Origin of the sequence: Aeromicrobium sp. WCS2018Hpa-31 (assembly GCF_031843905.1) — a bacterium.
Lineage (GTDB): Bacteria > Actinomycetota > Actinomycetes > Propionibacteriales > Nocardioidaceae > Aeromicrobium.
Genome location: NZ_JAVTJF010000009.1, coordinates 37,098 through 50,826 on the forward strand (window position 1 = coordinate 37,098; position 13,729 = coordinate 50,826).

Sequence of the window (13,729 nt, forward strand, 5' to 3'; positions counted from 1 at the left end):
CATCCGTGGGAGGATGGAGCCATGCGCATGGGCGTCCTCGACATCGGGTCGAACACCGGGCACCTGCTCATCGTCGACGCCTACCGTGGCGGACCCCCGCTCCCGGCGCACTCCTTCAAGGAGCCGCTGCGCCTGGCGGAGCAGCTCGGCGACGACAACCGGGTCACCGGCGAGGGCCTCGCCCGGCTCGTGAAGTACGTGGGCGAGGCGCAGTCCGAGGCGCTCGAGCGCGGCTGCTCCAGCGTGGTCGCCTTCGCCACCTCCGCGGTGCGCGACGCCGACAACGCCGACGAGGTCCTGGCCGCGGTCCGGGAGTCGACGGGCGTCGACCTCAAGGTCCTCCCGGGCGAGGACGAGGCGCGACTCACCTTCCTCGCGGTCCGCCGCTGGTTCGGCTGGTCCGCCGGCCGCCTCGGCGTCTTCGACATCGGCGGCGGGTCGCTCGAGATCGCCGTGGGAGCCGACGAGGAGCCCGAGGTCGCCCGCTCGGTGCCGCTCGGTGCCGGCCGGCTCACCCGCGACTGGCTCTCGTCGGACCCGCGTCGCGAGCGCGGCCACGTCGAGCTGCGTCTGCACGCGCGCTCGGTGATGGCCGACGTGGCCGGGCCGCTGCTGCGTGGCGGCGGCTTCGACCGGGCGGTCGCCACCAGCAAGACCTTCCGGTCCCTCGCGCGCATGTGCGGTGCCGCGCCGTCGAGCGAGGGTCGGTACGTGAGGCGCGTGCTGCGCCGCGCCGACCTGCGCCCGCTCATCTCCGAGATCGTCCACCTGAGCGACGAGGAGGTCGCCGCCCTGCCCGGTGTCTCCCAGGACCGTGCTCACCAGATGGTGGCCGGCGCGGTCGTGGCCGAGGCCGCCATGGACCTCTTCGACGTCGACGAGCTCGAGATCTGTCCCTGGGCGCTGCGCGAAGGGGTGCTCCTGGAGCACCTCGCGCACCTGTAGGCCCGGTCCGCCCACCATGGTCCGCTGATCTAGGCTGCCCCTGCCATGTCGACCCGGAAGCCTGCCGAGCGCCGCTCCGACCCGCAGCTGCGGGTCTCGCTGTCGACGTCGTCGGTCTACCCGGGCAGCACGGCCAGCGGGTTCGAGGCCGCGGCGCGCCTGGGGTACGACGGCGTCGAGGTCATGGTCGGCGTCGACGACGTGAGCACCGACGCGGTGGCCTGCAGCGCGCTCTCGGAGTTCCACGGCGTCCCCATCGTGTCGATCCACGCCCCGACGCTGCTGCTCACGCAGCGGGTGTGGGGCACCGACCCGTGGGGCAAGCTGCACCGCAGTGCCGAGATGGCCCACGCCACCGGTGCGTCGGTCGTGGTGGTGCACCCGCCGTTCCGCTGGCAGCGCGACTACGCCAAGGGCTTCGTCGAGGGCATCGCCGACCTCGAGGCCGAGCACGGCGTCGTGTTCGCCGTGGAGAACATGTACCCGTGGCGCACGGGCAAGCGCGAGTTCCACGCCTACCTGCCCGACTGGAACCCCGTCGACGAGGAGTACGCGCACGTCACGCTCGACCTCTCGCACAGCGCGACCGCCGGCGACGACCCGGTCGCGATGGCGCGCACGTTGGGCAGCCGCCTGGCCCACGTGCACCTGGCCGACGGGGCCGGCTCGCCGAAGGACGAGCACATGGTGCCCGGGCGCGGGACCCAGCCGTGCGCCGAGTTCCTCGAGCTCGTCGCCGACTCCGACTTCGACGGCGAGATCGTGGTCGAGATCAACACCCGCAAGGCCTCGGACACGGCCGAGCGCGAGGCCGACCTGCTGGAGGCCCTGGCCTTCGCCCGGCTGCACGCCGCTCGCCGTCCCTGACGGGTCGAGCGCCGGACCGCGCGAGCAGCGCCGCGACGACGGGACGGCGTGCCAGGATGCGGCCATGATCTCCCTCGACCAGCTGGTCGCGTTCGGCCTCGCCGCGCTCGTGCTCATCGCCATCCCGGGGCCCAGCGTCGTGTTCGTGATCGGGCGCGCCCTCGCCTACGGTCGCGCCGTCGCCCTGGCGACCGTCGTCGGGAACTCCGCCGGGCTGCTCGTGATCGTGGGCCTGGTGACGCTCGGCCTGTCCGCGATCCTGGAGCGCTCGGTGCTCGCCTTCACCGTGGTCAAGCTGGCCGGCGCGGCCTACCTGGTGTGGCTGGGGGTGCAGGCGGTGCGGCACCGCAAGGACCTCTCGATGTCCGACGTCGAGGGTGCGGCGGTGCGCCGACCGCTCCCGCTGCGGGTGGCGGCCCGGCAGGGCTTCGTCGTGGGGATCACCAACCCGAAGGCGTTCATGATCTTCGCTGCCGTGCTGCCCCAGTTCGTCGACCGCGGAGCGGGCCACGTGCCCGCGCAGATGCTGCTGCTCGGCCTCGTGGCCTTCACGATCGGTCTGCTGAGCGACGGGCTCTGGGCGGTCGTGGCCAGCGGCCTGCGGTCCTGGTTCGCGCGGTCGCCGCGGCGCGGCGAGGCCGTCGGTGCCCTCGGCGGGGTGTCGATGATCGGGCTCGGCGTGGCCCTCGCCGCCACCGGGCACCGGAGGTAGGTGACGCACGTGTCGCGGCGGTCAGAGGTAGGTGACGCACGTATCGAGGCAGTCAGAGGTAGATGACGCACCTGTCCGGACCGCCGAAGGGTGCGACAGCTACCTCCGACGACGCGGACGGACCAACGATGCTCTTCTGCGCCGAACGGTTCGCGGAGGACGAGAATCGTCGACTCCCACCGAGACCAGGACGACCTACGACCCCGACCGCCCCAGCCGGCTGGACAGCACGGAGCCGACGATCAGCTGCAGCTGGTGGTAGATCATGAGCGGCAGCACGACGAACGCGACGACGTCGCTGGGGAACAGCACGGTCGCCATCGGCAGGCCGCTCGCGAGGCTCTTGTTGCTGCCGCAGAACAGCAGGGCCACCCGGTCGCCGCGGTCGAACCCGACGAGCCGTCCCCAGGCCACGCACCAGCCGAGGGCGGCGCCCAGCAGCGCCGCGCAGAGCAACGCCACGGCGACGACGTCCAGGACGGGGGCGGCCGACCAGATGCCCGCCTCGGCTCCCTCGCTGAAGGCGACGTAGACGATCAGCAGGATGGTGGACCGGTCGAAGCGCTTGAGCCCGGTGTCGTGGCGCCTCACCCAGCCGCCGACCACGGGCCGGAGCAGCTGGCCGAGCACGAACGGGGCGAGCAGCTGCAGCACGATCCGCAGCACGGAGTCGGCGTCGACGCGGGCCTCGCCACCCAGCAGCAGGGCGACGAGCACCGGGGTCAGGACCACGCCCAGCAGGTTCGAGGTCGAGGCGCTCACCACGGCCGCGGCCACGTTGCCGCGGGCGATGCGGGTGTAGACGACGCAGCCCTGCACCGTCGACGGGACCAGCGTGGCGAGCAGGAGGCCGGCGGCGAGCTGCGGGGACAGCCACGCGTCGGTCAGCAGCCGGGCGCCGAGCCCCAGGACGGGCAGGACCACGAACGTGACCGAGAGGATGCTGAGCTGGAGCCGCCAGTGCCGGAGGTTGTGCAGGGTCTCGGCCGCCGAGAGTCGCGCGCCGTAGAGGAAGAACAGCAGCCCGATGCCCACCATGGACGCGATCCGCACGACCTCGAACGCCGGCCCGGTCGCCGGGACCACGGAGCCGACGACGGCCGCGGCGAGCAGCAGCAGGAGGAACGGGTCGACACGGCGCACGGCCACGACGCTACGCCCGCCTACGCTGACGTCATGACTGGTACCTCGAGCGACGGCATCGACCCCGCACGCATCGCGATCCTCGGCGGCGGGGTCATGGGCGAGACGCTGCTGACCGCCCTGATCGCGTCGGGCCGACGCCCCGTCGACCTCGTCGTCAGCGAGAAGATGCCCGAGCGTGCCGAGGAGCTCAGGCAGCGGCACGGGGTCGAGGTCACCGACGTCGCAGCGGCCGTGCAGCGCGCCGGTGTGGTGCTCGTCGTGGTGAAGCCGCAGGACGTGCCGTCCGTCGTGGCCGAGATCGCCCCGCTCGTCGACCCCGCGGCCACCGTGGTCTCGTTGGCCGCCGGCGTCCGCATCGCCACCTACGAGAGCGCACTGGCCGACGGCGTCGCCGTCGTGCGAGCCATGCCGAACACCCCGGCGCTGGTGGGGGAGGGCATGTTCGGCGTCTCGCCGGGCGCCGCCTGCGACGACACGCGGCTGGCCGAGGCCGTGGCCCTGCTCGAGACCGGCGGTCGGGTCGTCGTGGTGCCGGAGGACCAGCAGGACGGTGTCACGGCGGTCTCCGGCTCCGGGCCCGCCTACGTCTTCTACCTGGCCGAGGCGATGATCGACGGCGGTGTGGCGGCCGGCCTCGACCGCGCCACCGCCCGGGCTCTGGCGGAGCAGACCATCCGAGGGGCCGCGGCCCTGCTCGCCGACACCGACGACGAGCCCGCCGAGCTGCGTCGCCGGGTCACCTCGCCGCACGGGACCACCCACGCTGCCATCAGCACGTTCGACGACCACGGCGTCGACGCGGCCCTGCGTGCGGGGGTCGAAGCGGCGGCACGCCGTTCGGCCGAGCTCTCCGCGTCGTAGGCTGCCAGCATGCCGGACACCGAACGGACCGGGGCGAGCGACGAGACCGCTGGGCCCTGCCTCGTCTTCGACGAACGCCTCACCGGGTACAACTTCGGTGCCGCGCACCCCATGGCGCCGGTGCGTGTCGACCTGACGATGGTCCTGGCCGGTGAGCTCGGCGTGCTCGACCACCTCGAGGTGGTGGGCGCCGAGCCCGCCACCGACGAGGAGCTGTGCACCGTCCACACGCCCGCCTACGTCGAGCGCGTGCGCAAGCTGTCGCAGCACCCCACCCACGCCGACCCGAGCGTCGGCCTCGGCACGGAGGACAACCCGGTCTTCAGCGGCATGCACGACGCGAGCGCGCTCATCGCCGGGGCCACCCTGGAAGCCGCGCGTCGGGTCTGGACCGGACGCAACACCCACGCCGCCAACGTCTCGGGCGGCCTGCACCACGCGATGCCGGGCTCGGCGAGCGGGTTCTGCATCTACAACGACCTCGGCGTCGCCATCGCGTGGCTGCTGGCGCAGGGCGCACAGAAGGTCGTCTACCTCGACGTCGACGCCCACCACGGCGACGGCGTCCAGGCCATGTTCTACGACGACCCGCGGGTGCTGACCATCTCGATCCACGAGGGGCCGCAGTCGCTGTTCCCGGGCACGGGCTGGTCCACCGAGACGGGCGGCCCAGGCGCCGAGGGCTCGGCGGTCAACATCCCGCTCCCGCCCGGCACGTCCGACGCGGGGTGGCTGCGCGCCTTCCACGCGATCGTCCCCGACGTGATCCGCGAGTTCGGTCCCGAGATCATCGTCTCCCAGCACGGGTGCGACTCCCACATGGACGATCCGCTGACCAACCTGATGCTCAGCGTCGACGGCCAGCGCGCGTCGTACCTGGCCGTGCGTGACCTCGCCCGCGAGGTCTGCGGCGGACGGTGGGTGGCGACCGGTGGTGGCGGCTACGCGGTCACCGAGGTCGTGCCCCGGGCGTGGACGCACCTGCTCGCGATCCTGGCGGACCACGACGTGGACCCCGAGACCGCGACGACCCAGGGCTGGCGCGACCACGTGGAGCGGCTCCGGGGCGTGCGGGCCCCGCAGCGCATGACCGACGGTCGGTCCGCCTCGTACCGGGCCTGGGAGCTGGGCTACGACCCCGCCAGCTGGCTCGACCGCTCGATCCTCGCGGCCCGCACCGACACCTTCCCGCTGCTCGGTCTCGACCCGCACCTGTGACCTGCGCGGGTCCGTCGCGTCCGGCCACTTTCGTCTCCCCTATCCCAAACGTCCCACGAGGCACTACGCTTCCCAGCACGCACTCGTGACGCGTCGCCGGAGGGGAAGCCGGGGAGGCGCGGGTGCCCCGAAAGCAAAGGTGAGGACATGACCGCAGGAACGACCTTCCTGACCGTCGCGGAGGTCGCGGCACAGATGCGCGTCTCCAAGATGACCGTGTACCGACTCGTCCACAACGGACAGCTCGAGGCGATCCGCGTCGGCCGCAGCTTCCGCGTGCCGGAGAAGGCGGTCGAGGACTACCTCCAGAAGTCCTACTACGAGGCCGGCTGAGCCGTCCCGTCCGTCGTCGCGTAGTCTTGGCGTCCGCCAGTTCCGCAACAAGCAGAGGTCATATCCGTGGGTTCAGTCATCAAGAAGCGTCGTAAGCGGATGTCGAAGAAGAAGCACCGCAAGATGCTCAAGCGAACCCGCGTCCAGCGTCGCAAGCTCGGCAAGTAGGGACCTATGGGGCGGGTCGTCCTCGTCACGGGGGTCTCGGGCACTCTCGCCTCGCGCGTCTCGCGCCATCTCGCCGATCTCGGTGAGTCCGCCGGGATCGACCGCGTGGTGGGCATCGACCTGCGCCCCCCGGAGGGTGACCTCGGCGGCGTCAAGTTCGTCCGCGCCGACATCCGCACCCCCGTCGTCGCGAAGGTGATCGCGGTCGAGGACGTCGACACCGTCGTCCACCTCGACCTCGCCCCGGCCCGGGGCCGTTCCGGCTCCGGCGTCAAGGAGCGCAACGTCATCGGGACGATGCAGCTGCTGGCGGCCTGCCAGCGTTCCACCACGGTCTCCAAGCTCGTCGTCGGGTCCTCGGTGGCCGTCTACGGCTCGTCGCCACGCGACCCCGCCCTGTTCATGGAGTCCGACTCCGCTCGCGGCGGGGTGCGGACCGGCTTCCCCAAGGACGTCGTCGAGGTGGAGTCCTACGTGCGCGGCTTCGCGCGGCGTCGGCCCGAGATCCTGATCACGACGGTGCGGGCCGCGCAGACGCTGCACCCGGAGATCGAGTCGCCGCTGCGCAGCTACTTCCTGAACCCGCTGCTGCCGGCCGTGATCGGCTTCGACCCCCGGCTGCAGTTCCTGTCGCTGCAGGACACGCTCTCGATCATCGAGCAGTCGGTCGTGAAGGACCGCCCCGGCACGTTCAACGCGGCAGGTTCCGGCGTGCTGCTGCTGTCGCAGGCCGCCCGCCGCATGGGCAAGCCCGTGGTGCCCCTGCCCGGCATCGGCTTCGGTGCTGCTGCGGCGCGGATCGTGCGCAGCATGGGCGGCGAGATCTCCCCCGACCTGCACCGACTCCTGACGTACGGCCGCGCGGTCGACACCAGCGCCCTGCGCGACATCTTCGGCTACGAGCTCTCGGCCACGACCGAGCAGGTCTTCGAGGAGTTCCGACTCGCGCAGCGACCCGGTGTCCTGGCGCTCCTGGGAGGTGGCCGATGACGGACGAGCGCCGCACCATCGGCACGAAGGGCGCAGCCGGACGCGGTTCCCGCGGAGGCTCGCCCTCCTCGGGCGCACGCTCCCTCGCCGGCAAGACCCCGGCGTCGGGCAAGCCCGTCCGCAAGGCCGCGGCACCGGCCAAGCCCGTGGAGCCGGCCGACACCCCGGCTGTCGAGACCCCGCCCGCCGCGACGAAGGCCGTGACGTCCGGCGCAGCCAAGACCACCAAGGGCACGACCTCGGGCGCCAAGAAGTCCGCCGCCACCGGCCCCGGGGCGACGAAGAAGGCCGCCTCGGCCAAGCGTGCGACGGGTGCCTCGGCCAAGCGGCCCGCCTCGTCGCGGTCCACCGCCGGGGGTTCTCGGCTCCGGGCGGTCACCGAGGAGGACGCCGCGGCTGCTGCCGCCGCTGCGGCCGAGGAGGCGGCACGCGAGACGCGCACGGCATCGGGCAGGGCCACCCTCCCCGGCCTGCCGGTCGAGGACATCGTCCTGGCCGTCGCGCAGGCGGCCCAGCGCGTCCTCGGCTCCGACTGGGAGCACCGGCTCGCCCTCACCTTCGCGGCCCTGCGCAAGCGGCTGACGGGGGACTTCGAGGTCGACGAGTTCGGCTTCGACCCCCAGCTCACCGAGATCCTCATCGCCGCGGTCGAGCCGCTCGCCGAGACGTGGTTCCGGCTCGAGGTGCGCGGTGCGGAGAACATCCCCACCGACGGTGGCGCGCTCCTCGTGGCCAACCACTCGGGCACGGTGCCGCTCGACGGCGTGATGACCGGATACGCGGTCAAGAAGTACAGCGGCCGCGACCTGCGTCCACTGGGCGCCGACCTGGTCTTCGCCCTGCCCTTCGTGGGCCAGATGGCCCGCCGTGCCGGCGCGACCCTGGCCTGCACCCAGGACGCCGAGCGTCTGCTCGGCACCGGCGAGATCGCCGGCGTCTGGCCCGAGGGGTTCAAGGGCATCGGCAAGCCCTTCGCCGAGCGGTACAAGCTGCAGCGCTTCGGTCGCGGCGGCTTCGTGTCGTCCGCGCTGCGGGCCCAGGTGCCCATCGTGCCGGTCTCGATCGTGGGTGCCGAGGAGATCTACCCCCTCGTCGGCAACGTGCCCTCGCTGGCTCGTCTGCTGGGTCTGCCCTACCTGCCGGTCACCCCGTTCTTCCCGCTGCTCGGCCCGCTCGGCATGATCCCGCTCCCGAGCAAGTGGATCATCGAGTTCGGCGAGCCCATCCGCACCGACGCCTACGAGCCCGACGCCGCGGACGACCCGATGCTGCTGTTCAACGTCACCGACCAGGTGCGCGAGACCATCCAGCAGACGCTGTACCGGCTGCTCGTCGATCGCGGCAACGCGTTCTTCTGAGCGGGAGGGTCGGGCGTGACCGTCCAGGACCTGCAGGTCGTGGCCCTGCCGCGGAGCCACTGATGCTCCGCCTTGCGGCGGAGCCGCTGCTACTTCCCTGCGGCGGAGCCGCTGCTACTTCGAGGTGCCGAGCAGGCCGTTGAGCAGGCCGGGGACCAGCCCCTCGGTCTCCTCGTTGCCCAGCAGGCCGCCGACGAGCGGATCGGTGACCGCGCGCAGGCCCTGCGGCTTCGCCGAGGGCGAGGGGGCGACCGGTGCCGGAGCCGGCGTCGGGGCGCTCGTGGCCTCGTCGGACGTGGGCGCCTTCGTGACCGGGGCCGGCGCGGTGTCGTCGCGGGTGCTGGCGGCCGGCTCGGCGTCGGAGGCCGACGCGGGACGGCCCGGTCGGACGACCTGCTGGACGACCTGGACCAGGGCGTCGACGTCGGCCTTGGCGCACGTGCCGCACAGACGGCCGGCCTGACCGGCCAGGTCGGTGACGACGGCCGTCGCCGAGTCGAACGCGGACGCCGCGTCGGCGGGGACCTCGGCCGACATGACGCTCAGGTCGACCGCGGACGCCGCGGCGAAGTCGTTGACGGTGTCGATCGTCGCGGTGGATCCGTCGGAGTCGAAGGCGCCGAAGAGCTCGGCCGAGCCCTGCTCGGCCTCGGTGCTGAAGTCGTCGAGGAGCGCGCCGACCTGGGCCCGCTGCTTGGTCGAGCCGTCGCCCAGCACGGCGCGGGCCTCGCGGAGCCGCTCGGCGGCGATCTCGAGCCGCTGCGTGCCGCGGCCCTCGTCGGTGCGCTGCATGGCCAGCTCGACGTTCTCGACGCCGCGCTTGACGGGGTAGAGGACGTCGCCCGGGATGGCCTGGGCGCTGCCCGCGACCATGCCGACCACGCCGAGGGAGGAGACGGCGGCCACGGCCAGGCCGGCGATCCGGCGGCGGGCGCGGGGGGCCGACGGCGCCGCGGTGGCCGGCGTGCGGTCGGCCACGGCGCGCCGCGAGGCGCCCGGGTCGGGCACGAGGACGGTCTGCGCCTCGGCCATGAGTCGCTCGCGCAGGGCGCCGCGGAACTCCGGTCGCGGGGTCGCGACGGCGGACTCGCACACCAGCTCGGCAGCGCGCACCAGCTCGGCCACCTCGGCGGTGGCGGGGGTGCCGGACTCCCAGGCCTCGTGGAAGGCCTGGGCGTCGTCGCGGCCCGAGCGGGGTCTCATCGCGTCGTCCTGTCTGTGGTGGCGTCTACAGCTCCAACGATGGGGAAGACGTCGGAGTTACGCGTTCGTGACGCGGTTCGCACCATCTCGTCCATCAGGGGCCCGATGACCAGGCGGCGCGTCGGTCCGGTCCGCACGACGCCGCTCATCGGATGCCCTCCGGCATCTTCTTGGCGAGGTTGCGCACGGCCCGCAGCTGCAGCTGCTTGATGGCGCCCTCGGTCCGGCCCAGGGCGGCGGCCGTCTGGGCGATGCTCAGGCCCTGGATGAAGCGCATCAGCACGCACTCGCGCTGCTCGGTGGGCAGCTCGGCCACGGCCGCGAAGAGCATCTCGTTCGACAGGAGCGACATGACGTCGTCCTCGGTGCTGGGGGCGGTCTGCGGGCCCTCCGGCACGTCGTCGGAGACGATCTCGAGCCGAGCCCGGCCGGACTTGAAGTGGTCGACGACGAGGTTGCGGGCGATCGTGGTGAGCCACGCGCCGAAGTCCTTGCCCTGCCAGCTGAAGCGCTGGATGGCACGCAGGCCGCGGACGAAGGTCTCGCTCGTCAGGTCCTCGGCCAGCTGCTGGGACCCGACCCGGTAGTAGATGAACCGGAAGATCCCGTTCACGTAGTGGTCGTAGAGCTGGCCGAACGCCTCGGCATCACCCTCGCGGGCCAGGTCGACGAGGGCGCGCAGGCGCAGCTCCTCGGGATCGCCGTGCGGGTCGACCGGTCCGTTCGAGAACGCGGAGCCGAGCGAGGGGCCGGGCGCGGGCGCCGGCTCGGCCAGCGCCATGGCGAGGAGGGTGTCGTCCGGGGTCGCCAGGGCGTGGGACAGCGCCCATCGCAGTGCTCCCACGTTCGCGGCCATCGATCCCTCCCGAAGATCGAGTCGATCGTATGCCGCTGGGACGGCGCGTGTCTGCAGAAATCCGGGATCGGTCTCGCTCCCTGGGCGGTCAGCGGCGCCGGAGGGCGCGTGCCGCACGCCAGGCCGCGAAGGCGAGGGCCCCGCTGCCGGCCACCCGTCCGCCGACGAGGGCGACCTTGCGACCGGTGCGGTAGTCCCGGACGTCCCAGCCCTGGTCCTTGGCGTGGGAGCGCAGCTTCGGGTCGGGGTTGATGGCACAGGGGTGCCCGACGAGCGAGAGCATCGGCAGGTCGTTGTGGGAGTCGGAGTAGGCGAAGCACCGCGCGAGGTCGAGGCCCTCGCGCTCGGCGATCGCCGTCACGGCGACGGCCTTGCCCTCGCCGTGCAGCAGCTCGCCGACCAGCTCGCCGGTGTAGACGCCGTCGACGTGCTCGGCCACGGTGCCGAGCGCGCCCGTGAGGCCGAGACGGCGGGCGATGACGGCGGCGATCTCGATCGGCGCGGCGGTCACGAGCCAGACCCGCTGGCCGGCGTCGAGGTGCTGCTGGGCGAGCGCCCGCGTGCCGGGCCAGATCTTGTGCGCCATGTGCTCGTCGAAGATCTGCTCGCCGACCTCCTCCAGCTCGCGGACGCTGTGCCCGGCGATGAAGGCCAGGGCGGAGGACCGGGCCTTCGCGATGTGCTCGGGGTCCTCGACGCCGGCGAGGCGGAAGTACACCTGCTGCCAGGCGGCCTTGGCGATGTCGCCGGTCGTGAAGAAGTCGCGCTGGTGCAGCCCGCGGGCGAAGTGGTAGATCGAGGCGCCCTGCATGATCGTGTTGTCGACGTCGAAGAACGCTGCGGCGTCGGCGTCCGGACGCGGTGCCAGCCAGTGCTCGACCTCGCTCGCGGCGGCGGCGGCCTGACCGGCCAGGACGGAGCGCGACCGCAGGTTCGGCCCGGTCCGGGGGACCCGCTGGCTGGTCATGCCACGAGGCTATCGGTCGGGTGGTCCTCCGCCCAGGCTCCTCGGTCGCTCGAACCCCCCGCGAGGGCCGGGCGCGCTGTGGTTGACTCACATCGTGACCTCCTCGAACGAGTCGGACGTCCCTGGGTTCACGAACGTCCCGGCTCACACCAGCGTCCCGGCTCCCACCAACGTCTCGGGGCTGCTGAGCGCCGCGGCGGAGCGCACGCCGGACGCCGTCGCCCTGGTGGAGCACCGCGGCGGGCGTCACGAGCGCACGTGGGCCGAGCTCGACGCAGCGGCCGACGCCGTGGCCCGCGGCCTGAGCGGGGTGGGGCTGCGCGGCGGCCATCGCGTCGCCCTGGTGATGGCCAACCGGATCGACCTGGCGGTCGCCTACTTCGGCATCCTGCGCGGCGGCATGGTGGCCGTCCCCGTCAACCCCCGCTCGACCGAGCGCGAGATCGGCCGCATGCTGGCGGACTCCGGCGCCAAGGTCGTCCTGTGCGACGAGACGGGCATCGAGCAGGTCCGCGCCGCCGTCGCCGGGCTCGACCACGAGGGTCCCGGCCTCACGGTCGTCGTCGACGGGACCGAGCCCGGACCGGGCGAGATCGCCTTCGAGCGCCTGCTGCGCGACGCGCCCGCCGTGGAGCCGGCCGCTCCCCGCGACGACGAGGCCCCGGCGGTCGTGCTCTACACGTCGGGCACCAGCGGCAAGCCCCGTGGCGCGGTCCTGTCGCACCGTGCCCTGCTGGCCAACGTCGAGCAGACCGCGGCCGTCGAGCCGGCCATCGTCACGGCCGACGACGTCGTGCTCGGACTGCTGCCGATGTTCCACATCTACGGCCTCAACGCCGTCCTCGGCCAGGCCGTGCGCCAGGGCGCGCGGGTGGTGATGGTCGACGGGTTCGACCCGGCCGGCCTGCTCCGCACGATCCGCGACGAGGGGGTCACGAACGTGGCGCTCGCGCCCCCCGTGATCGCGGCCTGGGCCGGGCGCTCCGACCTGCGCGAGCACCTGGGCGGGGTCAAGCACGTGCTGAGCGGCGCGTCGGCGCTCGACCCGGAGCTGGCGGCCGTCTTCGCCGAGTCGTCGGGGCACCACGTCGAGCAGGGGTACGGGCTCACGGAGACCGCCCCCGTCATCACCGCCACGCTGGCGTCGGGTCGCGACGTCGGCGTCCCGCCGCGCCCCGGCTCGGTCGGTCGCGCGCTGCCGGGTGTCGAGCTGCGCCTCGTCGACGCCGGCGGCTCCGACGCCGCTCCCGGCGACCCTGCGGAGATCTGGGTGCGTGGCGCCAACCTGTTCTCCGGCTACTGGCCCGACGGTTCCGACGGCCCGCGCGACGACGGCTGGTACCCGACCGGTGACATCGGCTACCTCGACGACGAGGGCGACCTCACGCTCGTCGACCGGGTGCGCGAGCTCGTGATCGTGTCCGGCTTCAACGTCTACCCCGCCGAGGTCGAGGCCGTGGTGGTCGAGCTCCCCGACGTCTCCGAGGTGGCCGTGGTCGGCCTGCCCGACGAGAGCACCGGCGAGGCGGTCGTGGCGTTCGTCGTCCCCGCGTCCTCGGACGTCGACGCGGCAGCGCTGGAGGCGAGCGTGGTCGAGCACTGCTCCACGCGGCTCGCCCGGTTCAAGCAGCCGCGCCAGGTCGTGGTGGTCGAGGGGCTGCCGCACTCGGCGACGGGCAAGGTCGCCAAGGGGCGCCTGCGGGCGCTGGCCCGCAGCCAGGACCTCGGGCTGCTCGCACCGTGACCGGTCCCGCCGACACCGACGTCCCGCACGCCCTCGACGCGCGGGTCGTCGTCTACACCCGCGAGGGCTGCCACCTGTGCGAGGCCGCCGAGGCCACGGTCGCCGAGGTGTGCGCCGACGTCGACGCGACGTGGGCCCGCGTCGACGTGGACGCCGACCCCGCCCTGGTCCGCAGGTTCTCCGACATGGTGCCGGTGACCTTCGTCGACGGCCGGCAGCACGACTTCTTCCGGGTCACCGAGGCGCGGCTGCGCACGGCCCTCGGCAGCTCCTGAGCGGCGCGACCTTTACCACGGCGCGTGTGAGGAATCCCACCCACCCCCGCTCTCGATTTTGTTCCCACGTTCACAAGCTCGTAAAC

The 13,729-nt window shown here is 73.0% G+C and carries 15 protein-coding genes; 11 read left to right on the forward strand and 4 right to left on the reverse strand.

From position 1 onward, the window contains the following. Positions 1-21: 21 nt before the first annotated feature. From RQG84_RS12730 to RQG84_RS12740, 3 genes are all read left to right on the forward strand, one after another. Positions 22-945, forward strand: coding sequence for an exopolyphosphatase (locus tag RQG84_RS12730; protein ID WP_055963926.1), 924 nt, complete (start codon positions 22-24; stop codon positions 943-945). Positions 946-990: 45 nt separating this feature from the next. Next, entirely contained in the window at positions 991-1,812 is an 822-nt protein-coding gene (locus tag RQG84_RS12735) for a sugar phosphate isomerase/epimerase (protein WP_311210325.1), read from the forward strand. 64 nt (positions 1,813-1,876) lie between these two features. Beyond that, positions 1,877-2,524: a LysE family translocator gene (locus RQG84_RS12740; RefSeq protein ID WP_055963932.1), complete on the forward strand. Its 648-nt coding sequence runs from the start codon at positions 1,877-1,879 to the stop codon at positions 2,522-2,524. Positions 2,525-2,719: 195 nt separating this feature from the next. Here RQG84_RS12740 and RQG84_RS12745 read toward each other — a convergent pair whose 3' ends face one another. Further along, positions 2,720-3,667, reverse strand: coding sequence for a bile acid:sodium symporter family protein (locus tag RQG84_RS12745; RefSeq protein WP_311210326.1), 948 nt, complete (start codon positions 3,665-3,667; stop codon positions 2,720-2,722). A gap of 33 nt (positions 3,668-3,700) precedes the next feature. Between RQG84_RS12745 and proC the strand changes: the two genes are divergently transcribed. The 6 genes from proC (at position 3,701) to RQG84_RS12775 (ending at position 8,598) form a co-directional block, all read left to right on the forward strand. Then, positions 3,701-4,531: a pyrroline-5-carboxylate reductase gene (gene proC / locus RQG84_RS12750; RefSeq protein ID WP_311210327.1), complete on the forward strand. Its 831-nt coding sequence runs from the start codon at positions 3,701-3,703 to the stop codon at positions 4,529-4,531. A gap of 9 nt (positions 4,532-4,540) precedes the next feature. Further along, the gene (locus RQG84_RS12755; RefSeq protein ID WP_055963942.1) at positions 4,541-5,749 is read left to right on the forward strand and encodes an acetoin utilization protein AcuC; all 1,209 of its coding nucleotides are present in this window, start codon (positions 4,541-4,543) and stop codon (positions 5,747-5,749) included. Between the two features lie 147 nt (positions 5,750-5,896). Beyond that, on the forward strand, positions 5,897-6,082 hold the full coding sequence (locus RQG84_RS12760; protein ID WP_055963945.1) for a helix-turn-helix domain-containing protein: 186 nt from the start codon (positions 5,897-5,899) through the stop codon (positions 6,080-6,082). Positions 6,083-6,148: 66 nt separating this feature from the next. Further along, positions 6,149-6,250, forward strand: a complete 102-nt coding sequence (locus tag RQG84_RS12765; protein WP_012359487.1) for a 30S ribosomal protein bS22 — start codon at positions 6,149-6,151, stop codon at positions 6,248-6,250. Positions 6,251-6,256: 6 nt separating this feature from the next. Further along, complete coding sequence (locus RQG84_RS12770) at positions 6,257-7,240, forward strand: NAD-dependent epimerase/dehydratase family protein (RefSeq protein WP_056556014.1); 984 nt, start codon at positions 6,257-6,259, stop codon at positions 7,238-7,240. Then, positions 7,237-8,598, forward strand: coding sequence for a 1-acyl-sn-glycerol-3-phosphate acyltransferase (locus RQG84_RS12775; protein ID WP_311210328.1), 1,362 nt, complete (start codon positions 7,237-7,239; stop codon positions 8,596-8,598). Before RQG84_RS12770 ends, RQG84_RS12775 begins: the two co-directional genes overlap by 4 nt. Positions 8,599-8,712: 114 nt before the next feature. Here RQG84_RS12775 and RQG84_RS12780 read toward each other — a convergent pair whose 3' ends face one another. The 3 genes from RQG84_RS12780 to RQG84_RS12790 all read right to left on the reverse strand — a co-directional run bounded on the left by RQG84_RS12780 (position 8,713) and on the right by RQG84_RS12790 (position 11,624). Beyond that, complete coding sequence (locus RQG84_RS12780; protein WP_311210329.1) at positions 8,713-9,801, reverse strand: DUF5667 domain-containing protein; 1,089 nt, start codon at positions 9,799-9,801, stop codon at positions 8,713-8,715. Positions 9,802-9,946: 145 nt separating this feature from the next. Beyond that, positions 9,947-10,657, reverse strand: a complete 711-nt coding sequence (locus tag RQG84_RS12785) for a sigma-70 family RNA polymerase sigma factor (RefSeq protein WP_311210330.1) — start codon at positions 10,655-10,657, stop codon at positions 9,947-9,949. Positions 10,658-10,745: 88 nt separating this feature from the next. Then, the gene (locus RQG84_RS12790) at positions 10,746-11,624 is read right to left on the reverse strand and encodes an HAD-IB family hydrolase (RefSeq protein WP_311210331.1); all 879 of its coding nucleotides are present in this window, start codon (positions 11,622-11,624) and stop codon (positions 10,746-10,748) included. A 94-nt stretch (positions 11,625-11,718) separates the two neighbouring features. Between RQG84_RS12790 and RQG84_RS12795 the strand changes: the two genes are divergently transcribed. Continuing rightward, on the forward strand, positions 11,719-13,368 hold the full coding sequence (locus RQG84_RS12795) for an AMP-binding protein (protein WP_311210332.1): 1,650 nt from the start codon (positions 11,719-11,721) through the stop codon (positions 13,366-13,368). Continuing rightward, positions 13,365-13,643, forward strand: coding sequence for a glutaredoxin family protein (locus RQG84_RS12800; protein WP_311210333.1), 279 nt, complete (start codon positions 13,365-13,367; stop codon positions 13,641-13,643). The genes RQG84_RS12795 and RQG84_RS12800 overlap by 4 nt, the downstream gene beginning before the upstream one ends. Positions 13,644-13,729 lie beyond the last annotated feature (86 nt).